Below are 25,880 nucleotides of genomic sequence, written 5' to 3'. Positions count from 1 at the left end.
TTACTGGAATATAATATTCAACCTCAAACAAATAATCCTCTGCTGTTGATGTGTTATCTATAAACTTGAAGTGCTCAATATCAACTCCACGTTTTCGTTTAAGTCTATGCTTTGGCAGCATTTCCATATAAATTCGTCTGGAAGCAGAAGAATAGTCCACCCAGTTGCCCCGGAATGTGAAGTTTGCATATAACCCTGGCGGGTTTATTTGACTCTTCACCATTCTGGTTTGCTTGCCTTCCTGAGCCTTAATACCAATGAAAGTCGTAACATCAAGTTTATTATCATTTTTTCTTTTCGGTTCAAAGCTTGATAATAGATAAACATCTTCTTTGTAGTGATTTAAATTTCTAACTATTGCCTCCATTCTGAGTGGGTTACTGTCAATTGGCTTATCACTAATAAACTCACTATAATTAACTTCATAGCCCACAAAACTCATTTCTGGCAGTTCCACCAATCTTAATTCTGGCAAATCCTGAAAGTTAAAATTAAATGGTATTTTTAAGTTATTCAGACTCCAGCTTTCACTAAGCCTATACTCCCGAGGTGACACTCCAAACAATTTTTTAAATTCCCGAGAAAAAGACTGCTGTGAATCAAAAGCCAAATGATGTGCTATGTCGGTTGCAGATTGCGACGTTAACCTTAATCTAATAGCTGCCCGGGATAACCTTCGGTGCCGTATATACTGCCCAGGAGGCATATTTACATACTCTTTGAAAATCTCATGAATATGTCGCCTTGAGTATCCGGAGTATCTTACAATATCATCAATGGAAATACCTGATGAGACGTTCTCTTCAATCCATTCTACAATTGCTTTCATGGTCATTTCTTTCATTCAACCAACTCCGAAATTAACTCATTATGGCAACCCTAAACCTTATAAAAGCAAGATTACATCTCAAATTTCGTAAAAACTTAGCTTTTTGAGCAGCACATAACAGGAAACTTTATTGTAGTATAAAAACACTGACTTGGCATGCAGAGTTTGACTTGCAATTATTTCAACTGATACAGTGTATGTTCTTCCTGAGACATAGCTTCTCACCGGGGCTGACCTGGGTTTTAATCGTTATAACGATTCGCATTTATTCACTAACCTGACAGCCGGGTTTATTGACTAAAGTGCGAATAATAAGAAAATGTCTCTGCTGGAGCTTTTGTCAGAAAAAAGAAGTCTATCAGCATCGGTCCTCGTTGCTTTTCGCACATCGCCAAAGTGAGAAAAACAAGCTTTCTTCTTGTCCGTTGCACCGCCAACATCGCTTATCACTCCACTTCCTCATGGTGTTAAGCCTGTTCCAGGTAAACCTGCTCAGAATCTGGAAAAGCTACGCGGCGTCTGGTTGATGACGGTTTCCCGCTTTGACTGGCTGTAGTGATGTGATGGCCGCAAACTACATCAACCCAGTACTTGCATCACATGGATGTGTCCATATACTGTTCGGAAATTAAAAGACATCTCTAAACTGTTAAAATAAAAACAGAGAATGGGAGATAATATACAATCACGACTCGTCGGATCAAACTCACATTCCTCATGAGTTCAAACTCGTAGCTATCGAACAGGTTGTTAAATACCAGCGAGATTTACGTGAAGTTGCTCCGATTCTCAAACTCAACCCTACACATTTACACCAAAGGATACGGCTTTATAAGCAGGAATCTCTGGGTAAACGCCGATAGCGAGTAGCTTCTCTTTAGCTAGCAAACGGTATTCGAGACACCGGTATCTTTTACCATTGGGATTAACCAGCAGGTATAGACCGCCATCATCAGCGAGCTTACAGAGTTTCTCTTTGGGTTTTACAGTTTCGACCTGACAAGCAGTCATCTTCATTGGGGGATACTTCTCAGCAGAGGAAAATTTTACCCCTATCCATACCCCCACATTAAGTTTGACCCAGGGTGAGTACAATTGAGTTCAATAGACTAATAGAATGCTATAACTATTGATTTATCAAGGGAAAATTGAGTTGGGTAGACTTCAGGAGACTTGAGTTTGGAGCGGGCGAAGGGAATCGAACCCTCGTATAGAGCTTGGGAAGCTCTCGTTCTACCATTGAACTACGCCCGCATTGAAGTGCGTAAGGGATTATAAACCTTACGCTCTTCTTGGCAAGGGACTACCCGACTGACTGGCGATTAATTCACCGTCAGCATTTTGGCTTACTCCCCTGCGGCGGTAAATAACGCAACGGATCGATAGCCGTTGCCCGGTAGCGGATTTGAAAATGCAGGCGCACCGTAGTCGCATCCGAGCTGCCCATCGTCGCGATCTTCTGACCGGCCTTCACGTTTTGACCGTTGTTCACCAGCATGGTGTCATTATGCGCATACGCAGTGATGTAGTCCTCACTGTGCTTAATCATGATGAGATTACCATAGCCCCGTAGCTGATTACCGACGTAAACCACTTTCCCGGCGCCGGCGGCATAAATCGGAGTGCCGCGCGCAGCCGAGATATCAATGCCCTTATTGCCGCCGTCTGCGGTTGAATAAGGCAGGATCACCTTACCGCTGGCAGGCCACTGCCAGCAACGTTGCCCTACTGGCGGCCAGGACGACTGCGGCACAGAAGAAGATGGTCTGACCGCCGCCGTTTTGGTTGAGGATTTCTTGGTTGTTTTGCCAGATCCAGAACTGGTTTTCGCGCCGCCGCTGACCTTCAGCTTTTGCCCAACTTCAATGGTATAGGGCGGTGAAATATTATTCAGGCGGGCGATCTCTTTCACGCTGGTCCCGGTAGCGCGCGAAATACGGTATAGCGTATCTCCCCGCTTCACGGTATACACGGAGCCGGAATAACTTCCTGTATCAGACGACTTGCTCCCGGAACACCCTGCTAACAGCAGACCGACACACAGCAACATCACGATACCCAGGCCATTTTTCTTCAGGCGTCCTGCACTCAAAACAATACCTCGCAACATTTTCAGACGCTTTATCATAGCAGCCAGAAACCGGATGCCAAATCATATCGCGCAACGAACCGTCTGCTCTGGCATTTCACACCCTCTGTTAATTAATCTGACTTAATTAAGCATATAATATGGGTGCTTAAGATTGATGGTGGACGCTATGCGACAGGAACATGTCATTTTATTGAATGAGCAGGACCAACCCTGCGGAACGCTGGAAAAGTATGCGGCGCATACCGCCACAACACCCCTGCATTCCGCTTTCTCGTGCTGGATATTTAACGAGCAGGGCCAACTGCTGGTCACCCGCCGCTCGCTGCACAAAAAAGCCTGGCCAGGCGTCTGGACCAACTCTGTCTGCGGTCACCCGCAGTTGGGTGAAACCAACGAAGCCGCTATTGTCCGCCGGGCTCGCTTCGAACTGGGTGCAGACATTGACGCACTCAGCCCCGTATACGCTGACTTTCGTTATCGCGCCACGGACCCAAGTGGAATTGTGGAAAACGAAGTATGCCCGGTTTATGCCGCACATATCGTCAGTGAGCTACAGCTAAACCCAGATGAAGTGATGGATTGCCAGTGGAGCAATCTTGAGGATGTCTTAAGCGGGATTGACGCGGCGCCGTGGGCTTTTAGCCCGTGGATGGTAATGCAGGTTGCAGACAAAGAAGCGCGTGCGCTGTTGCGGAATTACTGCCAACAAATAATTGCCTGATGGCGATACGCTTGCCTGGCCTACATAACGAATCGTAGGCCAGATAAGGCGTCAGCCGCCATCCGGCATTTTACATCTTACTTAACCGGGCGCATCGCCGGGAACAGGATCACGTCGCGGATGGTGTGGCTGTTGGTGAACAGCATAACCATACGGTCAATACCAATGCCCAGACCCGCAGTCGGCGGCAGACCGTGTTCCAGAGCGGTAACGTAGTCTTCGTCGTAGAACATTGCTTCGTCATCACCCGCATCTTTGGCGTTAACCTGATCCTGGAAACGCTGAGCCTGATCTTCTGCATCGTTCAGCTCGCTGAAACCGTTACCGATTTCACGTCCGCCGATGAAGAATTCGAAGCGATCGGTGATTTCCGGGTTTTCGTCATTACGACGCGCCAGCGGAGAAACTTCTGCCGGGTACTCGGTAATGAAGGTCGGTTGAATCAGGTGCGCTTCTGCAACTTCTTCAAAGATCTCAGTTACGATACGACCCAGACCCCAGCTCTTCTCAACTTTGATGCCGATAGATTCAGCAATCGCTTTTGCAGAGTCGAAGTTATCCAGATCGGCCATGTTGGTTTCCGGACGGTATTTCTGAATCGCTTCACGCATGGTCAGTTTTTCGAACGGCTTACCGAAGTCGAAGACTTCTTCACCGTAAGGCACTTCAGTCGTTCCCAGAACGTTCTGCGCCAGCGTACGGAACAGTGATTCGGTCAGTTCGATCAGATCTTTGTAATCCGCATAAGCCATGTAGAGTTCCATCATGGTGAACTCTGGGTTATGGCGAACAGAGATGCCTTCGTTACGGAAGTTACGGTTAATTTCGAATACGCGTTCGAAGCCGCCAACCACCAGACGCTTGAGGTACAGTTCCGGCGCAATACGCAGGTACATGTCCAAATCCAGCGCGTTATGATGAGTGATAAACGGACGCGCTGCCGCACCGCCTGGGATCACCTGCATCATCGGGGTTTCTACTTCCATAAAACCACGAGCAACCATGAACTGACGGATGCCAGCCATAATCTGTGAACGCACTTTAAAGGTATTGCGGGATTCATCGTTAGAGATGAGATCCAGGTAACGTTGACGATAGCGCGCTTCCTGATCCTGCAGACCGTGGAATTTGTCCGGCAGCGGGCGCAGCGCTTTGGTCAGCAGACGCAGTTCGGTGCAGTGGATAGACAACTCACCGGTCTTGGTCTTGAACAACTTACCTTTCGCGCCGAGGATATCGCCCAGATCCCATTTCTTGAACTGCTCGTTGTAGACGCCTTCCGGCAGGTCGTCGCGAGCTACGTACAGCTGAATACGGCCGCCAACGTCCTGCAGCGTAACGAATGATGCTTTACCCATAATACGACGGGTCATCATACGGCCAGCAACGGATACCTCAATGTTCAGCGCTTCCAGCTCTTCGTTTTCTTTTGCGTCGAAGTCAGCATGCAGTTGGTCTGAGGTATGATCGCGACGGAAATCGTTCGGGAACGGGATCCCCTGCTCACGCAGGCTCGCCAGCTTCTCACGGCGCGTTTTCAGTTCATTGTTAAGGTCGGCTACCGCGTCAGCGCCCTGTACGTGTTGTTCAGACATGTTGGTTCCTCATAACCCTGCTTTCAAACTTGCTTCGATAAATTGATCCAGGCTGCCATCCAGCACCGCCTGCGTGTTACGGGTTTCAACCCCGGTACGCAGATCTTTGATGCGGGAGTCATCAAGGACATAAGAACGAATCTGGCTACCCCAGCCGATATCTGACTTGGTGTCTTCCATCGCCTGTTTCTCGGCATTCTTCTTCTGCATTTCCAGTTCATAAAGCTTCGCTTTCATCTGCTTCATGGCCTGGTCTTTGTTCTTGTGCTGGGAACGGTCGTTCTGACACTGCGTCACAATCCCTGTCGGGATGTGGGTAATACGCACCGCAGATTCCGTACGGTTAACGTGCTGACCACCCGCACCGGAGGCACGGTAAACGTCAATACGCAGGTCCGCCGGGTTGATATCGATATCAATATCATCGTCAACTTCCGGATAAACAAACGCAGAACTGAACGACGTATGGCGACGTCCGCCGGAGTCAAACGGACTCTTACGAACCAGACGGTGTACGCCGGTTTCAGTACGCAACCAACCGTACGCATATTCGCCAGCAATTCTGATGGTCACGGATTTAATACCCGCCACTTCACCTTCAGATTCTTCAATAATTTCGGTCTTAAAGCCGCGCGCTTCAGCCCAACGCAGATACATACGCATCAGCATGCTTGCCCAGTCCTGCGCTTCTGTACCGCCAGAACCAGCCTGAATATCGAGATAGCAATCTGCGCTGTCATATTCACCGGAGAACATACGACGGAATTCCAGCTGGGCCAGCTTATCTTCCAGCGTATCGAGTTCTGCTACGGCTTCGTTAAAGGTTTCTTCGTCGTCGGCTTCTACAGCCAGCTCCAGCAGGCCGGAGACATCTTCCAGGCCCTGACTCATCTGATCGAGCGTATCGACGATGGCCTCAAGAGAAGAACGCTCTTTACCCAGCGCCTGCGCGCGTTCGGGTTCGTTCCATACGTCCGGCTGTTCCAGCTCGGCGTTTACTTCTTCCAGACGCTCTTTCTTGGCATCATAGTCAAAGATACCCCCTAAGAACGTCAGAGCGCTCCGTGAGGTCCTGAATGCGGTTATTTACCGGATTAATTTCAAACATTGTCTGATTTCTTTTATTGGACTAGTCAAAATGCGGTGATAAGAGCGGGATTGTAACTAATCCACGCCCTTTTTTATAGCGATTAGTGACGCTAAAGTGGCCAGATATTGTCGATTATAATCTGCAAACTACGGTTGCCGCGAAACTCATTAATATCCAGTTTGTAGGCAAGTTGAACTTCGCGCACGCCGTTGTCCGGCCAGCAGGTAGTATCGACGTTAAACGCAATGCCGTCCAACAGTGGACCACCGCCTACAGGCTCGACCATTACCTTCAGATGACGCTCACCGACCAGACGCTGCTGCAGCAAACGGAAATGCCCGTCAAACAGCGGTTCCGGGAACATTTGCCCCCACGGTCCGGCATCGCGCAGCATTTGTGCGACCTCCATGGTCATCTCCGCTGCGCTCAGTGGGCCATCCGACACCACTTCACCTTGCAGTAAGGCGGGATCCAGCCACTCGGTTACCAGTTCGCCAAAACGCTGCTGGAAACGCTCAAACTGCGCCTCTTCAAGTGATAACCCCGCCGCCATGGCGTGACCGCCAAACTTGAGAATCATGCCCGGATGAAGGGTGTCCAGGCGCTCCAGCGCATCGCGCATGTGCAGCCCCTGAATCGAACGCCCGGATCCTTTGAGAGTACCGTCACCTGCCGGGGCAAACGCTATCACCGGGCGATGGAAGCGCTCTTTAATACGCGATGCCAGAATCCCCACCACGCCCTGGTGCCACTCGGGATGATACATCGCCAGACCGCCCGGTAGCGTATCGCTACTGCGCTCCAGCTTTTCACACAGGGTCAGTGCTTCGGCCTGCATACCCTGCTCGATCTCTTTGCGCGTCTGGTTGAGTGCGTCCAGCTCATTGGCCAGCACGCGCGCTTCACCAATGTTGTCGCACAGCAACAGCGCTACGCCAACGGACATATCGTCCAGACGCCCCGCCGCATTCAGCCGTGGCCCGAGGGCAAAACCTAAATCACTGGCAGCCAATTTGAGGGGGTCGCGATTGGAAATCTCCAGCAGCGCTTTAATACCAGGGCGACACTTTCCGGCGCGGATACGGCTTAAGCCTTGCCACGTCAGAATGCGGTTATTGGCATCCAGCGGAACCACGTCAGCCACCGTGCCAAGTGCAACCAGATCGAGCAAATCCGCCAGGTTCGGTGGAGCAATGCCTCGTTCATCAAACCAGCCTTTATCACGCAGGAAAGTACGCAGCGCCAGCATCAGATAGAAGGCTACACCAACGCCTGCCAGCGATTTCGACGGGAACTCACAGTCGTGCAGGTTAGGATTGATGATCGCTTCAGCACCCGGCAGCGTATCCCCTGGCAGGTGGTGATCGGTCACAACGACCGGAATCCCCAACGTTCTGGCATGTTCGACACCCGCGTGAGACGAGATGCCGTTGTCTACGGTGACAATCAGCTGCGCGCCCCGGGCATGTGCCTGATCAACGACTTCCGGGCTTAAACCATAGCCGTCTTCAAAACGATTGGGCACCAGGTAGTCAACGTTACTGCAGCCCAACGCGCGCATCGCCAGGATGCTTAGTGCCGTGCTGGTCGCGCCGTCAGCATCGAAATCGCCGACAACGATGATGCGAGTTCCCGCACGAAAGGCGTTGTAGAGGATCTCAACCGCCTTTTCGACACCGTTTAAATGCTGCCACGGCAGCATTCCTTTCACGCTACGCTCAAGTTCCTGCGCGCTACGCACGCCGCGACTGGCGTATAAACGGCGCAGCAGTGGCGGCAAGTCTGCAGGTAGCTCGACGGTCTCGTCGGCTTCACGCCGACGAAGTTGTATCTGTTGTTTCACGCGAATTATTTACCGCTGGTCTGTTTTGCATGTGCGTCGAGGAATTCTTTCATCTCTTTCGGGCCCTGATAACCAGGTACGACATAGCCATTGCTCAGCACAATCGCCGGTGTACCGCTGACGCCAAACTGTACGCCCAGCGCATAGTGGTTAGCGATATCCACATCACAGGTCGCCGGTTTTACGTCCTTGCCAGTCATCGCGTCGTCAAAGGCTTTGTTTTTGTCCTTCGCACACCAGATAGACTTCATGTCCTGCTCAGCCTGGCTGTCCAGCCCCTGACGTGGGAAGGCAAGATAACGTACGGTGATCCCCAACGCATTGTAATCTTTCATCTCTTCATGCAGCTTGTGGCAGTAACCACAAGTGATGTCGGTGAAAACGGTAATGACGTGTTTTTCCTGCGGCGCTTTGTAGATGATCATCTCTTTTTCCAGCGCGTTCAGATGCTTCATCAGCAACTGGTTGGTGACATTTACCGGACTTGCGCCGCTCACGTCGTACATCGGTCCCTGAATAATATGTTTACCATCTTCGGTAACGTACAGCACGCCGCTATTGGTCAGTACGGTTTTCATACCCGCAACCGGAGCTGCTTGAATCTCGTTGCTCTGCACACCCAGCTTTGTTAATGACTGGCGAATTGCCGCGTCGTCTGCATGTACCATGCCGGAAAACGCCGTCGCCAGCAGGGTGAACATCATAAAACGTTTTTTCATAGCCTATCCTATCCTGTCCTGTCAGCACTCACGCTCGCGGGTGATGCTGTTGATGTAGTTGCCGCAAGCGCTCCGTTGCGACATGAGTATAAATTTGCGTTGTCGAGAGATCGCTATGCCCCAGTAGCATCTGCACCACGCGCAGGTCTGCGCCATGGTTGAGCAGATGCGTGGCAAACGCGTGCCGCAGGACGTGCGGTGACAGCTTTTCGCTGTCGATTCCCGCCAACACAGCATAGTGTTTGATACGATGCCAGAAGGTCTGACGGGTCATCTGTTGCGCCCGCTGACTGGGAAACAGCACATCTATCGATACGCCGTTGAGCAACCATGGACGCCCATGCTCCAGGTATGTCTCCAGCCAGTACACTGCCTCCTCACCCAACGGGACAAGGCGCTCTTTGTTACCTTTACCGATCACCCGTACCACGCCCTGACGCAGGCTGACGTCACTCATCGTCAGCCCTACCAGTTCAGACACGCGCAGGCCCGTTGCATACAGCACTTCCAGCATGGCTTTGTCGCGTAGCTCCAGCGGTTGCTCAATAAGCGGCGCTTGTAGCAGCCGCTCAACCTGCGCTTCGCTGAGATCTTTAGGCAGGCGCTGCGGAAGTTTAGGTGATGCAAGCGAGGCGCTGGGGTCATCTTCGCGATATTTTTCGCGATACAGATGCTGAAAAAAACGTCGCGTCGCACTGAGCAAACGTGCGGAACTGGTGGCTTTATACCCCCCATCCATCCGCTCAGCCAGCAGGGCTTGCAGGTCATCACTTTGCGCGGTCGCAAGCGAAGCGCCGCGGTGATGTAACCATTCCACAAGCATGGTCAAATCGCGACGATACGCACTTAATGTGTTTTCCGCCAGATTTCGTTCCAGCCACAGGGCATCAAGAAACTGCTCGATGCGCGCCAGATCCTGTTCCACTCGCGCCCCTTATTCCACTCTCATTTTTGATGCATTATGCCTCATTGTGCCGAGAATGCGGTGATTCTGTTACACTACCCGCAACGCTACAGCAGAATTGAGATGTTTACGTCATGAACATGGGTCTTTTTTACGGTTCCAGCACCTGCTACACCGAAATGGCAGCAGAAAAAATCCGCGATATCCTGGGTCCCGAACTGGTGACACTGCATAACCTCAAAGATGATTCCCCGACTCTAATGGAGCAGTATGACGTGCTCATTTTGGGCATCCCAACCTGGGATTTCGGTGAAATTCAGGAGGACTGGGAAGCGGTCTGGGAGCAACTGGACGACCTCAACCTGGAAGGCAAGATTGTCGCGCTTTACGGTATGGGCGATCAGTTGGGATACGGCGAATGGTTCCTGGATGCGCTGGGTATGCTGCACGATAAACTGATCACCAAAGGTGTAAAGTTTGTCGGCTACTGGCCCACCGAAGGCTACGAATTCACCAGCGATAAACCCGTCATTGCTGATGGACAACTGTTTGTTGGCCTGGCGCTGGATGAAACGAACCAGTACGATCTCAGCGATGAGCGCATTCAGGCCTGGTGCGAGCAAATTCTTGGGGAAATGGCCGAGCACTGGTCCTGATAACCGGTTTGCCGGATGACGGTGTAAATGCCTTATCCGGCCTGCATGATGCACCTAACTGTAGGCCTTCAAGCTGTGCGCCATAAGGCATGTGTCATGCGTTACCCTTGCTTCGCCTTTTGCAGCATCAACCGCCGTAAATCCCTCCACTCTGCATCATCCATACTGTCTGCTGCCAGCCACAAATGTTGACGTTTTCCGGCATCAGAACGCAAACGCAGCATCATGCCTGTTTTAACCATCCAGGGGGCGCTAACGATAGACCACTCTTGCCCTTGCCAGCGCAGACGGCCATCCATCAACAGCCGAATCTCACCCTGACAGGCGTTGATTCGACGCTGACTGCGAACGCTATCGAACACCACCAGAGAGAGCAAAACCAGCCATAATGGGGTGTAGCTCAATGGCCAGGGCATCAATAAAATAAACACCGCGACCAGTCCATGAATTAGCAGTGAAAGCCACTGCGCGCGCCATGATACGCGTAAATCAGATTGCCACTGGACCACGTTCCCGATTCCGTGTCTGGATAAGTCGCACCATCTGCTCCAGCTCAACATCAGCTGGTTTCCCATGATTCATCAACCAGTTAAATAAATCTGGATCATCACATTCTAGCAGACGGATAAAGATACGTTTTTCTTCGTCACTTAAGCTGTCATATTCATGTTCGAAAAACGGCATGATCGAGATGTCCAGCTCGCGCATACCGCGGCGGCATGCCCAATGAATACGTGCTTTGTTGTTAATATCCATGTTCTTCTCCCTGTCTCGCGAAAACGAAGTATCCCGCTATTGTAACGTGTTTTTCCCGCTCTTTTTACGGGAATATCAGTAAACTGAAGCTCGCTCGCTAAATAAAACCTTATTAAGCCAAAGGATTCACCATTTTTGGATGTCTCCTCGCAAAGCGCAATATATGGCACAAATAGCCTGTTTAAACCGCTTGCAATGGGCCATAGCTCTTTTACCATTAGTCATTATCACAGCGTTAAGCAAATCAGGACATTATTATGGCTTTTACATCTTTTCCTCCTCGCCAGCCTTTTGCGTCAACGCGTTTACCTCTGACGCTAATGACGCTCGATGACTGGGCGCTCGCCACCATCACCGGTGTCGACAGTGAGAAGTATATTCAGGGTCAGGTCACGGCGGATGTCAGCCAGATGGCCGAGCATCAGCACGTTCTTGCAGCTCATTGTGATGCCAAAGGTAAAATGTGGAGCAACCTGCGCCTGTTCCGCCACGGCGACGGTTTTGCATGGCTTGAGCGCCGTAGCCTGCGTGATGCGCAGCTCACCGAGCTGAAAAAATATGCGGTCTTCTCGAAGGTGGCGATCGCCCCAGACGACGAGCGCGTCCTGCTTGGCGTAGCGGGATTCCAGGCACGCGCAGCGCTGGCCAACCTCTTTAGCGAATTACCGAACAGTGATAAGCAGGTCATTACCGAAGGTGCCTCCACGATATTGTGGTTCGAACACCCTGCCGAACGTTTTCTGCTGATTGTTGATGCCACCACAGCAGAAACCTTGGTTGAAAAGCTGCGTGGCGAAGCTGAGTTAAATAATAGCCAGCAGTGGCTGGCGCTGGATATCGAAGCAGGTATCCCCGTTATTGATACAGCCAACAGTGCACAGTTTATTCCACAGGCTACCAATCTGCAGGCTCTGGGCGGGATCAGCTTTAAAAAAGGCTGCTACACCGGTCAGGAAATGGTTGCTCGTGCAAAATTCCGCGGAGCCAATAAACGCGCCATGTGGACTTTAGCGGGCGCCGCCGCTCGAGTACCGGAAGCTGGCGAAGACCTTGAATTAAAAATGGGCGAGAACTGGCGTCGTACCGGTACCGTACTTGCCGCAGTACAACTGGCCGATGGTCAGGTACTGGTGCAGGTTGTGATGAATAACGACATGGAGGCCGACAGCGTGTTCCGCGTTCGTGACGACGCAAAAACGCTGCATATCGTACCGCTGCCATATTCGTTAGAAGAAGAGTAATTAGTAGGCCTGATAAGCGCAGCGCCATCTCGCAATTCGGCACAAGCCGCCGGATTGCGGCGTTGCCTTGTCCGGTCTTCAAAATACAGCCCGGGAGAGGCGTTTACGCCGCCCCCGGGGTTACACTGAATCTATGCGTGTTATCCCACATACAGATAGATCGCCAGGAAGTGGCAAACGCTGCCGCCCAGCACAAAGCCGTGCCAGATCGCATGGTTGTAAGGAATACGCTTACAGACGTAGAAAATTACGCCCAGCGAATACACCACACCGCCAACAGCCAGCAACGTCACGCCTCCCGCCGCCAACTTAACCGCCAGTTGATACACAACAATCAGCGAAAGCCAGCCCATCGTCAGGTAGGTTACCAGTGACAGAACCTTAAACCGGTGCGCAATGGTTAGTTTGAATAAAATACCGATCAGCGCCAGGCTCCAGATAACAATCATCAGCCCACGTGCCAGCGGCGAATCAAGCCCCACCAGCAGAAATGGCGTATAGGTCCCGGCAATCAGCAGATAAATCGCACAGTGGTCGAATTTTTTCAGCCAGACTTTCGCTCTCTGATGGGGGATCGCGTGATACAAAGTTGAGGCGAGAAACAGCAGGATCATGCTGCCGCCGTACAGGCTATAGCTGGTGATCGCCATAGCGCTGGCATTGGTATCCACTGCCTGGACCAGCAATAACACCAGTCCGACAATCCCAAACACCAGCCCGATACCGTGACTGATGCTGTTGGCTATTTCCTCTGCCAGCGAATATCCCTGCGCGATTAATGGCTTCTGAACCATAACTTACTCCCGAGAAACGAACACTATCGTGATTGCTCCTCTAGCGTAACTGAGAATGGTTCCAGTGAACACATGTTAGCTAAAATAATTACCAGATAAATATTTATCAATAAAAATCATGGTGTTAGTTTTTAAATTTCAGCTAACATGCGTACCATTAAAATCAAAGACATTTAAAATCAATCACATAAAATTGCGTCTGATTCGGGTAAATCTCGGCAATCACATGTTTAAGTTCTTCAAGCGTCATGTTTTCCTGCTGGGCATGTTTATCCGTCAGCGTATCCAGCGTGACGGTTGAGGTGGCAACAACCTCAATCGTGCAGAAGTAACCGTCATCTTCGAAGCGCCCAACCCGTAAAATGTCCCCGGCCTTAAAGTGTGATTCGGACTCGTCACGAATGGTGATGGTCTTGCGTCCGGCCAGTATGTCATCCTGGAAACGCTGAAAAAAAGTGATGTCATTTGGCTGCATGTTATTATTCCCTGTAGATGAAGTCTGATGAGTGAGTTTTGCCATTGTGAGTATGTTCTCCCACGCTGCCATCGCCAGTCTCAACAATCTTGAGATGCTGGTCTACAACTATGTCATCAAAAACCGTGACAAAGTCATGTACATGACCATTCGCGAACTGGCCGATGCCGTGGGTGTTTCCACTACCACCGTACTGCGCTTTTGCCGCAAGCTTAAATGTGAAGGTTACTCAGAATTTCGCGTGCGCTTCAAATTATATTTAGAGCAGAATGAACCGCAACAGGCTAATTTCGGTGCCAGCGAAATTATCAGCTTCTTTAAAGGCGTTAATAACGATGAGTTCGATAATCTGCTCGATCAGGCTGTTGATATTATATTAGCTTCTGAGCGTATTATATTCGTTGGAGCGGGAACATCCGGAGCCTTAGCAAAATATGGTGCACGTTTTTTCTCAAACGTCGGAAAATTCAGTAATCACATTGATGACCCTTATTTCCCAGTAACGAATGACATGGCCAGAAACGCGCTGGCGATCGTGCTTTCCGTTTCCGGTGAAACAGAAGAGATCCTGCGCTTTGCCAGCCAGTTCAGCCTGCATAACTGTAAGGTCCTGTCTGTCACCAGTCATGAACATTCGCGTCTGGCCAAATTGGCTGACTTTAATCTCTCCTGGCACGTTCCACAGACGCGCATTGCCGGGGTATACGATATAACCACGCAGATCCCTGTTATTTATATTCTGGAATCACTCGGCCGCAAGTTGGCGAAAAGAATAGCGTAAAAAAACAATCTGTTTTTTGGATGTAACAAATCACATTAGCGCTATTTTGTTATATCGTGACATTTATCTTTCCTTTGTTAGACTCAAAATCAGATTGTATTAATTTGAGACTGAGCGCAGATGAAAAAACTTACCTTACCAAAAGATTTTTTATGGGGCGGCGCGGTTGCGGCGCACCAGGTTGAAGGCGGCTGGAACAAAGGTGGCAAAGGCCCCAGCATTTGCGACGTACTGACCGGAGGGGCACACGGCGTTCCGCGAGAGATCACTCAGGAAGTTGAGCCCGGTAAGTACTACCCCAACCACCAGGCTGTCGATTTTTATGGTCATTACAAAGAAGACATCAAGCTGTTTGCCGAGATGGGCTTCAAATGCTTCCGTACCTCAATCGCCTGGACCCGTATCTTCCCCAAAGGGGACGAAACCCAGCCGAATGAAGAAGGGCTAAAGTTCTACGACGACATGTTCGATGAACTGCTGAAGTACAACATCGAACCGGTCATCACCCTTTCCCACTTTGAAATGCCGCTGCACCTGGTTCAACAGTACGGTAGCTGGACCAATCGTAAAGTCGTCGATTTCTTTGTCCGATTTGCTGAAGTCGTTTTTGAGCGCTACAAGCACAAGGTCAAATACTGGATGACCTTTAATGAGATCAACAACCAGCGCAACTGGCGCGCACCGCTGTTTGGTTATTGCTGCTCCGGCGTGGTGTATACCGAGCATGAAAACCCGGAAGAAACCATGTACCAGGTGCTGCATCACCAGTTCGTGGCCAGTGCTCTGGCAGTGAAAGCCGCACGCCGCATCAACCCGGAAATGAAAGTCGGCTGCATGCTGGCGATGGTGCCACTGTACCCGTTCTCCTGTAAGCCTGAAGATGTAATGTTCGCGCAGGAATCGATGCGTGAGCGCTACGTTTTCACCGACGTTCAACTGCGCGGCTACTACCCAAGCTATGTACTGAACGAGTGGGAACGCCGCGAATTCAACATCCGAATGGAAGCCGGCGATGAGCAAATCCTGCGTGAAGGCACCTGCGACTATCTCGGATTCAGTTACTACATGACCAACGCGGTAAAAGCGGAAGGCGGCAGCGGCGATGCCATTTCCGGTTTTGAGGGCAGCGTACCGAACCCGCACGTAAAAGCCTCCGACTGGGGATGGCAGATTGATCCGGTCGGCCTGCGTTACGCCTTATGCGAACTGTACGAGCGCTATCAGAAACCGCTGTTTATCGTTGAAAACGGATTTGGTGCCTACGACAAAGTGGAAGAAGACGGCAGCATCAATGACGACTATCGCATCGACTATCTTCGCGCCCACGTTGAAGAGATGATGAAAGCGGTAACCTATGATGGCGTAGATCTGATGGGCTACACGCCATGGGGCTGCATCGACTGCGTCTCGTTCACCACCGGTCAGTACAGCAAACGCTACGGTTTTATCTACGTGAACAAACACGACGACGGCACCGGCGATATGTCGCGTTCACGCAAGAAAAGTTTTAACTGGTACAAAGAGGCAATCGCCAGCAACGGCGAGAAACTTTGATTTTTTGCCGGATGGCGGCTTAAACGCCTTATCCAGCCTACAGATTAAATTCCCGTAGGCCGGATAAGCGTAGCGCCATCCGGCGATTAAATCCTACTTCCCGCCAGCCAGTTCCAGAAAACTGCCCGTTACGTAGGACGCCTTCTCGCTCAGCAGCCAGGTAATCGCCTGCGCAACCTCCTCCGGTTGTCCGCCGCGCTGCATAGGCAACATCGATTTCACGCGATCGACCCTTCCCGGCTCGCCGCCGGATGCGTGCATTTCAGTGTAGATAAGACCAGGTCGCACGCAGTTTACGCGGATCCCTTGCGCCGCAACCTCCAACGCAAGGCCGGTGGTGAGCGTGTCTACAGCGCCTTTTGAGGCCGCGTAATCAACATATTCGAATGGCGCACCAAGCCGCGATGCCGCCGAAGAGACATTCACAATCGCCCCGCCTTGCCCTCCGTGCTTAAACGACATGCGCTTGACCGCTTCCCGACAACACAGAAAATAGCCGGTAACATTGGTCGCCAGCACACGGTTAATTCGATCGGCAGTTAGGCTTTCTACCGTGCTTTGTTCAAACAAAATCCCGGCATTATTCACTAACGCAGACAGTGGTTCACCTTCGCGGTCAATGGATTCAAACATCGCCATAACCTGGCTTTCATCACTGATATCAGCCCGTAGAGCAAACGCCTTTCCCCCGGCAGCGGCAATGGTATTCACCACCTCCGTTGCCGCACGGATATTGTGATGAAAGTTAACCGCGACCGTGTAACCCTCTTGTGCTAACTGCAGCGCGGTTGCCCGCCCGATGCCGCGACTGCCGCCAGTAACCAGTGCAATTCCCATGGATACCTCCAGATATGAAAAAGCCGGGAGGCGACTTCGCCTTACCCGGCCTACAAAAGCTTTACTGCGCGGAAAAGTTACTGATATTCGCTCATCGGCACGCAGGAGCAGAACAGGTTACGGTCACCGTAAACGTCATCAAGGCGTTTCACGGTTGGCCAGTATTTGTTCGCTACACCTGCCGGGAAGACGGCGATTTCGCGGCTATAACCGTGATTCCACTCCGCGACCAGCTCGTTTTGCGTGTGCGGTGAGTTAACCAGCGGGTTATCTTCCAGTGACCATTCACCGGCTTTCACGCGATCGATCTCAGCACGGATTGCCAGCATCGCGTTGATAAAGCGATCCAGTTCCACTTTGCTTTCAGATTCAGTCGGTTCAACCATCAGGGTACCCGCGACCGGGAATGACATGGTCGGCGCATGGAAACCGTAATCGATCAGGCGCTTGGCAATATCCAGTTCGCTGATGCCGGTCTCTTCTTTCAATGGGCGAATGTCGAGAATACATTCATGGGCCACGCGACCATCGCGACCGGTATACAGTACCGGATAAGCATCTTTCAGACGGCTGGCAATGTAGTTAGCGTTAAGGATCGCCACCTGGCTTGCCTGCTTCAGACCTTCTGCACCCATCATACGGATGTACATCCAGCTGATTGGCAGAATAGATGCGCTACCGAACGGCGCCGCAGAAACTGCGCCCTGACGGGTGAGCATTCCTTCAATCTGCACTACGCTGTGACCCGGTACGAACGGCGCCAGATGTGATTTGACGCCAATCGGTCCCATACCCGGGCCGCCGCCGCCGTGCGGAATGCAGAATGTTTTATGCAGGTTGAGGTGCGAGACATCTGCGCCGATAAAGCCCGGCGTGGTGATCCCAACCTGAGCGTTCATGTTCGCGCCATCAAGGTAAACCTGGCCGCCAAACTGGTGTACAACGTCGCACACTTCACGAATCGTTTCTTCATACACGCCGTGAGTAGACGGATAGGTCACCATGATGCAGGAGAGGTTCGCAGCATGTTGTTCTGCTTTTGCTCGCAGATCGTCCAGGTCGATGTTGCCGTTCTTATCACAAGCGACAACCACAACCTGCATCCCCGCCATCTGTGCGGATGCCGGGTTGGTACCGTGGGCAGAAGCCGGGATCAGACAGATATCGCGATGGCCTTCGTTACGGCTTTCGTGATAGTGACGAATCGCCAGCAGACCCGCATACTCGCCCTGTGCGCCGGAGTTCGGCTGCATGCAGACAGCGTCATAACCGGTCAATTTTACCAGCCACTCGGAAAGCTGGCCGATCATCTGGTGATAACCTTCTGCCTGCTCTGGCGGGCAGAACGGGTGAAGTTCAGCGAATTCCGGCCAGGTGATAGGGATCATCTCGGCGGCGGCGTTCAGCTTCATGGTGCAAGAACCCAGCGGGATCATCGCCTGGTTCAGCGCCAGATCTTTGCGCTCCAGCGAGTGCATGTAGCGCATCATCTCGGTTTCGCTGTGATAGCGATTAAACACCGGATGGCTGAGGATCGCATCGTCACGCAGCATGCTGTCCTGAATGGAACGGCTGTCGAGCGCCACGTCTTTATCCAGCGTATCGATATCCAGACCGTGACTGTCGCCCAGCAGAACATTGAACAACTGCGCCACGTTTTCACGGGTGGTGGTTTCATCGAGCGTAATACCTACCGCGTTATGGATATCGCTACGCAGGTTGATTTCTGCCGCTTCAGCACGCGCCAGAACAGCCGCTTTGTCGGCCACTTCAACACACAGAGTGTCGAAGTAGTGCGCATGACGCAGCTTCAGTCCTTTCTGCTGCAGACCGGCCGCCAGAATATCAGTCAGGCGATGGATGCGATTAGCGATACGTTTCAGGCCAACCGGACCATGATAAACGGCATACAAACTGGCGATGTTGGCCAGCAGAACCTGCGAGGTACAAATATTGGAGTTCGCTTTCTCACGGCGGATATGCTGCTCGCGAGTCTGCATCGCCATGCGCAGTGCGGTATTGCCCGCCGCATCTTTCGATACGCCGATAATACGGCCTGGCATGGAGCGTTTGAATTCGTCTTTAGCGGCGAAGAATGCCGCGTGTGGGCCACCATAACCCATCGGTACACCGAAGCGTTGCGCAGAGCCGAAAACGATATCCGCGCCCTGTTTGCCCGGAGCAGTCAGCAGTACCAGCGCCATAAAGTCGGCCGCAACGCTAACCACAACTTTACGGGATTTCAGCTCAGCAATTAGTTTGCTGTAGTCGTGCACTTCACCGGTGGTGCCAACCTGCTGCAACAGCACGCCAAACACATCCTGGTGATCCAGCGCTTTCGCCGCATCATCAACAATGACGTCAAAACCAAAGGTTTCTGCACGGGTGCGAACCACGTCCAGCGTTTGCGGATGAACATCAGCCGCCACAAAGAAACGGTTGGCATTTTTCAGTTTGCTGATGCGTTTGGCCATCGCCATGGCTTCAGCCGCCGCAGTGGCTTCATCCAGCAGAGAAGCGGAAGCCATATCCAGCCCCGTCAGGTCCAGTGTGACCTGTTGGAAGTTCAGCAGAGCTTCCAGACGCCCCTGAGAGACTTCCGGCTGATACGGCGTATATGCGGTGTACCAACCTGGGTTTTCCAGCATGTTACGCAGAATAACCGGTGGTAACTGCACGGCGGTATAGCCCATGCCAATGTAGGACGTGAAGCGCTTGTTACGCCCGGCGATGGCTTTTAATTCAGCCAGCGCAGCGTATTCGGTCGCCGCCTCGCCCACCTGTGGCGGGGTTGCGAGCTGAATGTCTTTCGGCACAATCTGGCCGATCAGCGCGTTTAACGACTCGGCGCCAACCGCATTCAGCATCTCTTGCTGCTGCGCGGCGTCCGGTCCGATGTGGCGTTCAATGAAAGCGCCGCTGTTTTCAAGCTGGCTTAACGTCTGTGTCATGGGCGATGGTTCCTGAAACGTGCAGTGAATCGTAGGTGTCTCTACTTACCTGAATACGCAAAATAATTCGCGTTGCAGGACAAACTGGCTACGCCAGTTTGAACAGCGCTTGCGCTGGCCCCGTAGGGGCGAGGCCAAGGGCCGAGTAACGCGGCGACGCAGCGCATCCCCAGGAGCTTACATAAGTAAGTGACTGGGGTGGGCGAGGAAGCCAACACACCTGCAACGTGAAGAATGAAGCGTATTTATTCGTCTTCTAACAATGCTTCGTATGCGGTAGCATCCAACAGCGATTCAACTTCGCTTTCATCGCTGGCTTTGATTTTGAAAATCCAGCCGCCTGCATACGGTTCGCTGTTGACCAGTTCCGGGGAGTCGCTGAGCGCATCGTTAACCGCAACAATCTCACCGCCTACTGGCGCATAGATATCGGATGCCGCTTTTACGGACTCCGCAACGGCGCAATCATCGCCCGCGCTGACGGTGGCGCCAACTTCTGGCAGGTCAACGAAAACCATGTCACCTAACAGCTCCTGAGCGTGTTCGGTGATGCCCACGGTGTAAGAGCCGTCAGCTTCTTTGCGCAGCCATTCGTGTTCTTTGCTGTATTTCAGTTCTGCAGGTACGTTGCTCATCAATCAATCTCCAAAAAAGGATGAATTACGCGACGGCTTTGCCGTTACGCACAAAAACAGGTTTAGTCACTTTTACCGGCATTTCACGGTTACGGATCTGTACGATCGCGGTCTCACCGATACCCGCAGGGACACGCGCCAACGCGATGCTGTAACCCAGGGTTGGGGAGAATGTGCCACTGGTGATAATGCCTTCATGCTGGTTGCCAGAAGCATCGGTGAAACGTACCGGCAGTTCATTACGCAGCACGCCCTTCTCAGTCATCACCAGTCCGACCAGCTGTTCGTGGCCTTTCTCACGCTGCATTTCCAGCGCTTCACGACCAATAAAGTCGCGGTCAGCCGGTTCCCACGCGATGGTCCAGCCCATGTTGGCCGCGAGCGGAGAAATACCTTCGTCCATCTCCTGGCCGTACAGGTTCATACCCGCTTCCAGACGCAGGGTGTCGCGCGCGCCGAGACCACAAGGTTTGACACCAGCCTGTACCAGCGCACGCCAGAAATCTGCCGCCTTTTCATTCGGCATGGCAATTTCATAGCCTGCTTCGCCGGTATAACCGGTGGTGGCGATAAACAAATCACCCGCCTGAACGCCGAAAAACGGCTTCATGCCTTCAACCGCATGACGCTGCTCGTCAGTAAACAACGTAGCTGCTTTTTCCTGCGCATTTGGACCCTGCACCGCAATCAGCGACAGGTCGTCACGAACGGTGATGTCGATGGCGTAAGGTTCAGCGTGTTGGGTAATCCAGGAGAGGTCTTTTTCGCGAGTGGCGGAGTTTACAACGAGGCGGAAGAAATCTTCAGTGAAGTAGTAGACAATCAGGTCATCTATCACGCCGCCCGAAGCGTTGAGCATCCCGGAGTAGAGGGCTTTACCCGTCTTCGTTAGCTTCGCGACGTCGTTTGCCAACAGATAACGCAAGAACTCCCGGGTGCGGCTACCGCGCAGGTCGACGATGGTCATATGCGACACATCAAACATACCGGCATCGGTGCGAACAGCATGGTGTTCATCGAGCTGAGAACCGTAATGCAGTGGCATCATCCAGCCATGGAAATCGACCATGCGCGCGCCACATAGCGTGTGTTGTTCGTACAAAGGAGTCTGTTGAGCCATCTTTTCCTCGTTGAATAAGCGGGGCTACCAACTCTTTCGCGGTGAAATTTTCGCCACGAAACCCAGCACCGCAGCCGCTCCAGGGGGCTACGACGCAAACGTTCTCTTTGTCCTGAACTTACCACCGAAATAGACGCTAAACCATAAGTCAAAATTAACCATCACATTAGCTTATGGCGAAAAACAGCCAGTTCGCCAACAGAATAAAACCCCATACATACAGTAATTAACCAGAATAACAAACAAAGATAAGCGCAAAATTACAGCACTAACCCACATTAAATGTGGAAAAAATGTCAAAAATGGCGTTATGAAAAAAACGTAATATTAGAAAAACTAATGCGAAAAAAGGCGTAGAATTAGATTATTTCAAATGAGAGAAGCACCCCGGCGCGCAGGCCGGGAGAGGAAAGTGTGACGGGTCTCAAACTCTTAAGATTGTCCTTGCGGACACTAACGTAACCACTCGGGAAGATCGTTCAGTCCCATCGCCTGGCGGATGAGTTGTGGTTTTACGCCCGGGAGGGTATCGGCCAGTTTCAGCCCAATATCGCGTAGCAGTTTTTTCGCCGGATTCTCGCCTGCAAATAGTTCACGGAAACCCTGCATCCCCGCCAGCATCAGCGCAGCGCTGTGCTTACGGCTGCGTTCGTAGCGGCGTAAATAGAGATACTGACCAATATCTTTACCCTGACGCTGTAGCCGCTTAAGTTCATCGATCAGCTCCGCCGCATCCATAAAGCCAAGGTTAACCCCCTGACCCGCCAACGGGTGGATGGTATGCGCCGCATCCCCAACCAACGCCAGACGATGGGCCGCGAACTGGCGGGCATAGCGTCCCGTCAGCGGAAACGCCTGACGTTCGCTTTCAAGGCTGCACAGCCCCAGACGGTTATCAAAAGCGATATTCAGCGCCTGATTAAACTCGTCAACGCTTGCCTGCTGCATACGTTCTGCTTCCTGCGGCGAGAGCGACCAGACGATAGAACACAGGTGTGGATCGCTGAGCGGCAGGAATGCCAGAATACCCTCGCCGTGGAACGCCTGACGCGCGACCGCACCGTGTGCTTCCTGCGTACGGATAGTCGCCACCAGCGCATGATGACGATAATCCCAGAAGGTGAGAGGAATATCTGCTTTGTTGCGCAGCCAGGAGTTAGCGCCATCGGCACCGACGACCAGACGCGCCGTCAGCATTGCGCCATCTTTCAGGCTCAGAAATGCTTCGTTCTCGCCCCAGGCCACCTGCTGTAATTCAGCGGGTGCCATCAGCGTAATATCAGGTGAACGCTGTGCCTTTTGCCACAGTGCATAATGGATTTCTGAGTTTTCAACGATGTGGCCCAAATGGCTGTAGCCCATGCTCTGGTCATCAAACGCAATACGTCCAAAGCTGTCTTTGTCCCAGACTTCCATGCCGTGGTAGCAGCAAGCGCGACGGGCAACAATGTCGGACCAGACGCCAAGACGGGTAAGTAGTTTTTCGCTGGCGGCGTTAATGGCCGATACGCGAAGCTGAGGAGGTGCATCCGCCGCCAACGACTGCGGAACATGTTGTTCTAATACAGCAACGCGCAACCCACTTCCCTGCAGGCCGCAGGCAACCGCCAGTCCCACCATGCCGCCACCAACAATTGCTACATCAACACTTTGCACTGTTTATACCTCGAAACCTGTAATCCGTAGGCCTGATAAGCGCAGCGCCATCAGACATTTTTGCGGGGACCCTTGCCGGATGTCGGCGTTGCCTTATCCGGCCTACAGGTCATATTTATCGTGCAACCCAACCCAGGGTCCGCTCCGCCAGCGCATCGCGCGCAGGGGTGAATAATTCCATCGCCATCAGCCCGACGTTGCGCCCAACAACCAGCGGGGCCCAGCGATTAGCAAACAAATACACTAGATTGTTGGTCACACCAATCGTCGTATCACGATCGCGCTCGCGACGCTGCTGATAGCGTGCCAGCACAGCGTAATCACCGACATCCTCCGCGCCGTTTTGCGCCTGCGTCAACGTCTCAGCCAGGCTCATCACGTCGCGCAGGCCAAGGTTGAAACCTTGCCCGGCAATGGGATGCAGCGTCTGGGCGGCGTTCCCTACCAGCACGGTACGATGGGTAATCGCTTTCAGCGCCGTAGTTAACGAAAGCGGATAAGCGCTGCGTTTACCAGCCTGGGTAATACGTCCCAGTCGCCAGCCAAACGCGGTTTGCAGTTCACGGCAAAACTGTTCGTCGGACCAGGCCATGATCTCATCACGCTGCTCCAGTGGATGGCACCACACCAGCGAGCAGCGACCGTCAGACATCGGCAGCATTGCCAGCGGGCCATATTGCGTGAAGCGTTCAAACGCTCGCCCGTCGTGCGGTACAGAGGTCGTAACGTTGGCAATTACCGCCAGTTGCTCATAAGGCTGTTGCAGCCAGTCAACACCGCAGGCAGTCGCCAGTGCGGAACGCGTGCCGTCAGCAGCCACCAGCAGGCGACCGGAAATCATCTCACCATTTTCCAGCGTTACTTCAACGCGCTCCTGCGTACGCGACACGCTGGCTACGCGGTCGGGGCAGTGCAACGTGACGCCCGGCGCTTTGCGCAGCAGCGCAAACAGACGCAGCCCGACGTCGTGCAGTTCTACCACCTGGCCCAGAGCCGGAATACGGTATTCCTGCGCATCCAGCGTCACAAATCCGGCATGGCCGCGATCGCTGACGTGAACCGTTTTAATGGCCGTTGCGCAATCGGCAATCGCCTGCCATACGCCAATTCGCGCCAGCTGTTGGCAGGTACCTGCCGCCAGCGCGATCGCCCGGGCGTCAAACCCGGGATGGCGGTCAGTTTCAGGTTCGCTCGCTTCTATCAGATGAACCGGCAGAGTCCCATGGCTGAGCTGAGAAATGGCCAGCGCCAGCGTCGCGCCAACCATACCACCACCGACGATAATTACGCTCATTGCAGTCGCGCCGCAGCCATTAAGGCTTCAATGTCATCGGCTTTCTTCACTACGCTGGCGGTCAGGTTTTCATTGCCGTCCTCGGTGATGAGGATGTCATCCTCAATACGAATGCCGATACCACGATAAGCCGGCGGTACATCGGCGTCCGGCGCGATATACAGTCCCGGCTCGACGGTGAGTACCATACCCGGCTCAAGAATACGTGAGCGGTCCTGACCATAAACGCCGACGTCGTGCACATCCAGCCCAAGCCAGTGGCTTAGACCATGCATAAAGAATGGGCGATGCGCATTTTCAGTAATCAACTGATCGACATCACCGTGCAGAATACCGAGTTTCACCAGGCCCGTAATCATGATACGCACCACTTCGCCAGTGACTTCCTGAATGGACGTTCCGGGACGATACAGACGCAGGCTGGTCTCTAAGGATTCCAGCACGATATCGTAGATTTCACGCTGTGCTGGGGTAAATTTACCGTTCACCGGGAAGGTACGCGTAATGTCGCCCGCATAGCCTTTATATTCACAGCCAGCGTCGATCAGCACCAGATCGCCATCGCGCATTTCACTTTCATTTTCGGTGTAATGCAGGATACAGCCGTTTTCACCGCTGCCGACAATCGTGTTATAGGACGGATAACGCGCGCCATGACGGGTAAATTCATGGTGAATCTCCCCTTCTAACTGGTATTCAAACATTCCCGGACGGCATTTTTCCATCGCACGGGTATGCGCCAGCGCGGTGATTTCTCCGGCACGACGCATGACCGCAATTTCTTCCGGTGATTTGAACAGGCGCATCTCATGCACCATTGGACGCCAGTCGATAATCGCGGCAGGTGCGTGCAGATTTTGTCTGGAGCCTTTGCGCAGTTTATCCAGCGCCGTGCACACAATCTCGTCGGCCCAGGCATACTCGCCCTGAGCGTGGTATACCGCGTCCAGACCATTGAGCAGCAAATACAGCTGTTGGTTGATTTCACTGAAGGCCAGCGCCCGATCAACGCCAAGTTTTGCCGGGGCAGCATCCTGGCCCAGACGGCGGCCAAACCAGATTTCCGCCGTCAGATCGCGAACCCGATTGAACAAAACGCTGTGGTTATGAGTGTCATCACTTTTGATCAGCACCAGCACGGCTTCAGGCTCGTTAAAACCGGTGAAGTACCAGAAATCACTGCTTTGGCGGTAGGGGTATTCACTGTCCGCGCTACGCGTCGCTTCCGGTGCGGCAAAAATCAGCGCGGCGCTGCCGGGCTGCATTTGTGCCAGTAAAGCCTGGCGACGACGCTGGAATTCTTGCTGAGATATCTCGCTCATCACACTCTCCTTTGC

At 52.5% G+C, this 25,880-nt stretch carries 23 protein-coding genes, 1 tRNA gene and 2 pseudogenes; 6 read left to right on the top strand and 20 right to left on the bottom strand.

The genetic code is table 11. The features are described 5' to 3' along the window. A partial coding sequence (locus OGY83_RS20130; protein WP_286636446.1) for a helix-turn-helix domain-containing protein occupies positions 1 to 844 on the bottom strand: 844 nt, incomplete at its 3' end. A 669-nt stretch (positions 845 to 1,513) separates the two neighbouring features. Here OGY83_RS20130 and OGY83_RS20125 point away from each other — a divergent pair. Further along, a pseudogene (locus OGY83_RS20125) lies at positions 1,514 to 1,680 on the top strand (IS3-like element ISKpn37 family transposase); the annotation flags it as partial. Here OGY83_RS20125 and OGY83_RS20120 read toward each other — a convergent pair. The 3 genes and pseudogenes from OGY83_RS20120 to actS form a co-directional block, all read right to left on the bottom strand. Further along, positions 1,655 to 1,846 (bottom strand): annotated as a pseudogene (locus OGY83_RS20120) (Arm DNA-binding domain-containing protein); the annotation flags it as partial. The pseudogenes OGY83_RS20125 and OGY83_RS20120 overlap by 26 nt on opposite strands. 163 nt (positions 1,847 to 2,009) lie before the next feature. Next, positions 2,010 to 2,083: transfer RNA gene (locus OGY83_RS20115), tRNA-Gly, on the bottom strand. A gap of 79 nt (positions 2,084 to 2,162) precedes the next feature. Further along, positions 2,163 to 2,921, bottom strand: a complete 759-nt coding sequence (gene actS / locus OGY83_RS20110; RefSeq protein ID WP_003026902.1) for an amidase activator ActS — start codon at positions 2,919 to 2,921, stop codon at positions 2,163 to 2,165. Between the two features lie 166 nt (positions 2,922 to 3,087). Between actS and idi the strand changes: the two genes are divergently transcribed. Next, positions 3,088 to 3,642 carry an isopentenyl-diphosphate Delta-isomerase gene (gene idi / locus OGY83_RS20105; RefSeq protein WP_079938628.1) on the top strand — a complete coding sequence of 185 codons (555 nt, stop codon included), beginning with the start codon at positions 3,088 to 3,090 and terminating at the stop codon, positions 3,640 to 3,642. A gap of 77 nt (positions 3,643 to 3,719) precedes the next feature. Here idi and lysS read toward each other — a convergent pair whose 3' ends face one another. The 5 genes from lysS to xerD all read right to left on the bottom strand — a co-directional run bounded on the left by lysS (position 3,720) and on the right by xerD (position 9,814). Then, positions 3,720 to 5,237 (bottom strand): lysine--tRNA ligase, encoded by a 1,518-nt coding sequence (gene lysS, locus OGY83_RS20100; RefSeq protein ID WP_003026911.1) that lies wholly within the window; start codon positions 5,235 to 5,237, stop codon positions 3,720 to 3,722. Positions 5,238 to 5,246: 9 nt separating this feature from the next. Further along, a protein-coding gene (gene prfB / locus OGY83_RS20095) for a peptide chain release factor 2 (RefSeq protein WP_096878465.1) occupies positions 5,247 to 6,345 on the bottom strand; the annotation gives its coding sequence in 2 pieces (ribosomal slippage) (positions 5,247 to 6,269 and positions 6,271 to 6,345; 1,098 coding nt in all). 91 nt (positions 6,346 to 6,436) lie between these two features. Continuing rightward, the gene (gene recJ, locus OGY83_RS20090; RefSeq protein WP_079938629.1) at positions 6,437 to 8,170 is read right to left on the bottom strand and encodes a single-stranded-DNA-specific exonuclease RecJ; all 1,734 of its coding nucleotides are present in this window, start codon (positions 8,168 to 8,170) and stop codon (positions 6,437 to 6,439) included. 5 nt (positions 8,171 to 8,175) lie between these two features. Continuing rightward, positions 8,176 to 8,889 carry a bifunctional protein-disulfide isomerase/oxidoreductase DsbC gene (gene dsbC / locus OGY83_RS20085; protein ID WP_286636760.1) on the bottom strand — a complete coding sequence of 238 codons (714 nt, stop codon included), beginning with the start codon at positions 8,887 to 8,889 and terminating at the stop codon, positions 8,176 to 8,178. Positions 8,890 to 8,917: 28 nt separating this feature from the next. Next, complete coding sequence (gene xerD, locus OGY83_RS20080; RefSeq protein WP_003825519.1) at positions 8,918 to 9,814, bottom strand: site-specific tyrosine recombinase XerD; 897 nt, start codon at positions 9,812 to 9,814, stop codon at positions 8,918 to 8,920. Positions 9,815 to 9,927: 113 nt separating this feature from the next. Here xerD and fldB point away from each other — a divergent pair, with 113 nt between their 5' ends. Beyond that, a complete protein-coding gene (gene fldB / locus OGY83_RS20075) occupies positions 9,928 to 10,449 on the top strand; it encodes a flavodoxin FldB (protein ID WP_003026933.1) in 522 nt (173 codons plus the stop codon). Positions 10,450 to 10,550: 101 nt separating this feature from the next. On the opposite strand, the gene OGY83_RS20070 is transcribed toward fldB, so the two are convergent. Both OGY83_RS20070 and sdhE read right to left on the bottom strand, forming a co-directional pair. Continuing rightward, on the bottom strand, positions 10,551 to 10,958 hold the full coding sequence (locus tag OGY83_RS20070) for a protein YgfX (protein WP_003825515.1): 408 nt from the start codon (positions 10,956 to 10,958) through the stop codon (positions 10,551 to 10,553). Continuing rightward, complete coding sequence (gene sdhE, locus OGY83_RS20065; protein ID WP_016150945.1) at positions 10,939 to 11,205, bottom strand: FAD assembly factor SdhE; 267 nt, start codon at positions 11,203 to 11,205, stop codon at positions 10,939 to 10,941. Before sdhE ends, OGY83_RS20070 begins: the two co-directional genes overlap by 20 nt. A 257-nt stretch (positions 11,206 to 11,462) precedes the next feature. Here sdhE and ygfZ point away from each other — a divergent pair, with 257 nt between their 5' ends. Then, positions 11,463 to 12,446, top strand: coding sequence for a tRNA-modifying protein YgfZ (ygfZ, locus tag OGY83_RS20060; protein ID WP_286636757.1), 984 nt, complete (start codon positions 11,463 to 11,465; stop codon positions 12,444 to 12,446). A gap of 140 nt (positions 12,447 to 12,586) precedes the next feature. Here the strand turns inward: ygfZ and trhA are convergent, their stop codons facing one another. Continuing rightward, complete coding sequence (gene trhA, locus OGY83_RS20055; protein WP_003825509.1) at positions 12,587 to 13,240, bottom strand: PAQR family membrane homeostasis protein TrhA; 654 nt, start codon at positions 13,238 to 13,240, stop codon at positions 12,587 to 12,589. 163 nt (positions 13,241 to 13,403) lie between these two features. Continuing rightward, positions 13,404 to 13,715, bottom strand: coding sequence for a N(4)-acetylcytidine aminohydrolase (gene yqfB, locus OGY83_RS20050; protein ID WP_079938632.1), 312 nt, complete (start codon positions 13,713 to 13,715; stop codon positions 13,404 to 13,406). Between the two features lie 52 nt (positions 13,716 to 13,767). Here yqfB and OGY83_RS20045 point away from each other — a divergent pair, with 52 nt between their 5' ends. Both OGY83_RS20045 and bglA read left to right on the top strand, forming a co-directional pair. After that, positions 13,768 to 14,496, top strand: a complete 729-nt coding sequence (locus OGY83_RS20045; RefSeq protein ID WP_194211488.1) for a MurR/RpiR family transcriptional regulator — start codon at positions 13,768 to 13,770, stop codon at positions 14,494 to 14,496. 120 nt (positions 14,497 to 14,616) lie between these two features. Then, positions 14,617 to 16,050, top strand: a complete 1,434-nt coding sequence (gene bglA, locus OGY83_RS20040) for a 6-phospho-beta-glucosidase BglA (protein WP_286636755.1) — start codon at positions 14,617 to 14,619, stop codon at positions 16,048 to 16,050. Between the two features lie 93 nt (positions 16,051 to 16,143). On the opposite strand, the gene OGY83_RS20035 is transcribed toward bglA, so the two are convergent. The 7 genes from OGY83_RS20035 to pepP all read right to left on the bottom strand — a co-directional run bounded on the left by OGY83_RS20035 (position 16,144) and on the right by pepP (position 25,865). Continuing rightward, the gene (locus OGY83_RS20035; RefSeq protein ID WP_079938635.1) at positions 16,144 to 16,887 is read right to left on the bottom strand and encodes an SDR family oxidoreductase; all 744 of its coding nucleotides are present in this window, start codon (positions 16,885 to 16,887) and stop codon (positions 16,144 to 16,146) included. A gap of 77 nt (positions 16,888 to 16,964) precedes the next feature. Continuing rightward, entirely contained in the window at positions 16,965 to 19,838 is a 2,874-nt protein-coding gene (gcvP, locus tag OGY83_RS20030; protein WP_286636753.1) for an aminomethyl-transferring glycine dehydrogenase, read from the bottom strand. A gap of 245 nt (positions 19,839 to 20,083) precedes the next feature. Continuing rightward, positions 20,084 to 20,473 carry a glycine cleavage system protein GcvH gene (gene gcvH, locus OGY83_RS20025; protein ID WP_191228202.1) on the bottom strand — a complete coding sequence of 130 codons (390 nt, stop codon included), beginning with the start codon at positions 20,471 to 20,473 and terminating at the stop codon, positions 20,084 to 20,086. Positions 20,474 to 20,498: 25 nt separating this feature from the next. Then, the gene (gene gcvT, locus OGY83_RS20020) at positions 20,499 to 21,593 is read right to left on the bottom strand and encodes a glycine cleavage system aminomethyltransferase GcvT (RefSeq protein ID WP_003825494.1); all 1,095 of its coding nucleotides are present in this window, start codon (positions 21,591 to 21,593) and stop codon (positions 20,499 to 20,501) included. Between the two features lie 453 nt (positions 21,594 to 22,046). Then, positions 22,047 to 23,249: an FAD-dependent 2-octaprenylphenol hydroxylase gene (gene ubiI / locus OGY83_RS20015; RefSeq protein WP_286636750.1), complete on the bottom strand. Its 1,203-nt coding sequence runs from the start codon at positions 23,247 to 23,249 to the stop codon at positions 22,047 to 22,049. 115 nt (positions 23,250 to 23,364) lie between these two features. Continuing rightward, entirely contained in the window at positions 23,365 to 24,543 is a 1,179-nt protein-coding gene (gene ubiH / locus OGY83_RS20010; RefSeq protein ID WP_194211356.1) for a 2-octaprenyl-6-methoxyphenyl hydroxylase, read from the bottom strand. Then, a complete protein-coding gene (gene pepP, locus OGY83_RS20005) occupies positions 24,540 to 25,865 on the bottom strand; it encodes a Xaa-Pro aminopeptidase (RefSeq protein ID WP_048215582.1) in 1,326 nt (441 codons plus the stop codon). The genes ubiH and pepP overlap by 4 nt, the downstream gene beginning before the upstream one ends. Positions 25,866 to 25,880: the final 15 nt, after the last annotated feature.

Origin of the sequence: Citrobacter sp. Cpo090 (assembly GCF_030332665.1) — a bacterium.
Classification (GTDB): Bacteria; Pseudomonadota; Gammaproteobacteria; order Enterobacterales; family Enterobacteriaceae; genus Citrobacter; species Citrobacter portucalensis.
The sequence above is the reverse complement of the archived record's forward strand: the minus strand, read 5'-3'. Positions and strand labels throughout refer to the sequence as shown.

Bases quoted from the DNA above. Each gene is read 5' to 3' on its own strand.
- lysS (WP_003026911.1), bottom strand. From the start codon at position 5,237: ATGTCTGAACAACACGTACAGGGCGCTGACGCGGTAGCCGACCTTAAC.
- gcvH (WP_191228202.1), bottom strand. From the start codon at position 20,473: ATGAGCAACGTACCTGCAGAACTGAAATACAGCAAAGAACACGAATGG.
- ygfZ (WP_286636757.1), top strand. From the start codon at position 11,463: ATGGCTTTTACATCTTTTCCTCCTCGCCAGCCTTTTGCGTCAACGCGT.
- pepP (WP_048215582.1), bottom strand. From the start codon at position 25,865: ATGAGCGAGATATCTCAGCAAGAATTCCAGCGTCGTCGCCAGGCTTTA.
- gcvT (WP_003825494.1), bottom strand. From the start codon at position 21,593: ATGGCTCAACAGACTCCTTTGTACGAACAACACACGCTATGTGGCGCG.
- yqfB (WP_079938632.1), bottom strand. From the start codon at position 13,715: ATGCAGCCAAATGACATCACTTTTTTTCAGCGTTTCCAGGATGACATA.
- bglA (WP_286636755.1), top strand. From the start codon at position 14,617: ATGAAAAAACTTACCTTACCAAAAGATTTTTTATGGGGCGGCGCGGTT.
- sdhE (WP_016150945.1), bottom strand. From the start codon at position 11,205: ATGGATATTAACAACAAAGCACGTATTCATTGGGCATGCCGCCGCGGT.
- trhA (WP_003825509.1), bottom strand. From the start codon at position 13,240: ATGGTTCAGAAGCCATTAATCGCGCAGGGATATTCGCTGGCAGAGGAA.
- fldB (WP_003026933.1), top strand. From the start codon at position 9,928: ATGAACATGGGTCTTTTTTACGGTTCCAGCACCTGCTACACCGAAATG.
- OGY83_RS20035 (WP_079938635.1), bottom strand. From the start codon at position 16,887: ATGGGAATTGCACTGGTTACTGGCGGCAGTCGCGGCATCGGGCGGGCA.
- gcvP (WP_286636753.1), bottom strand. From the start codon at position 19,838: ATGACACAGACGTTAAGCCAGCTTGAAAACAGCGGCGCTTTCATTGAA.
- ubiH (WP_194211356.1), bottom strand. From the start codon at position 24,543: ATGAGCGTAATTATCGTCGGTGGTGGTATGGTTGGCGCGACGCTGGCG.
- dsbC (WP_286636760.1), bottom strand. From the start codon at position 8,889: ATGAAAAAACGTTTTATGATGTTCACCCTGCTGGCGACGGCGTTTTCC.
- OGY83_RS20045 (WP_194211488.1), top strand. From the start codon at position 13,768: ATGTTCTCCCACGCTGCCATCGCCAGTCTCAACAATCTTGAGATGCTG.
- idi (WP_079938628.1), top strand. From the start codon at position 3,088: ATGCGACAGGAACATGTCATTTTATTGAATGAGCAGGACCAACCCTGC.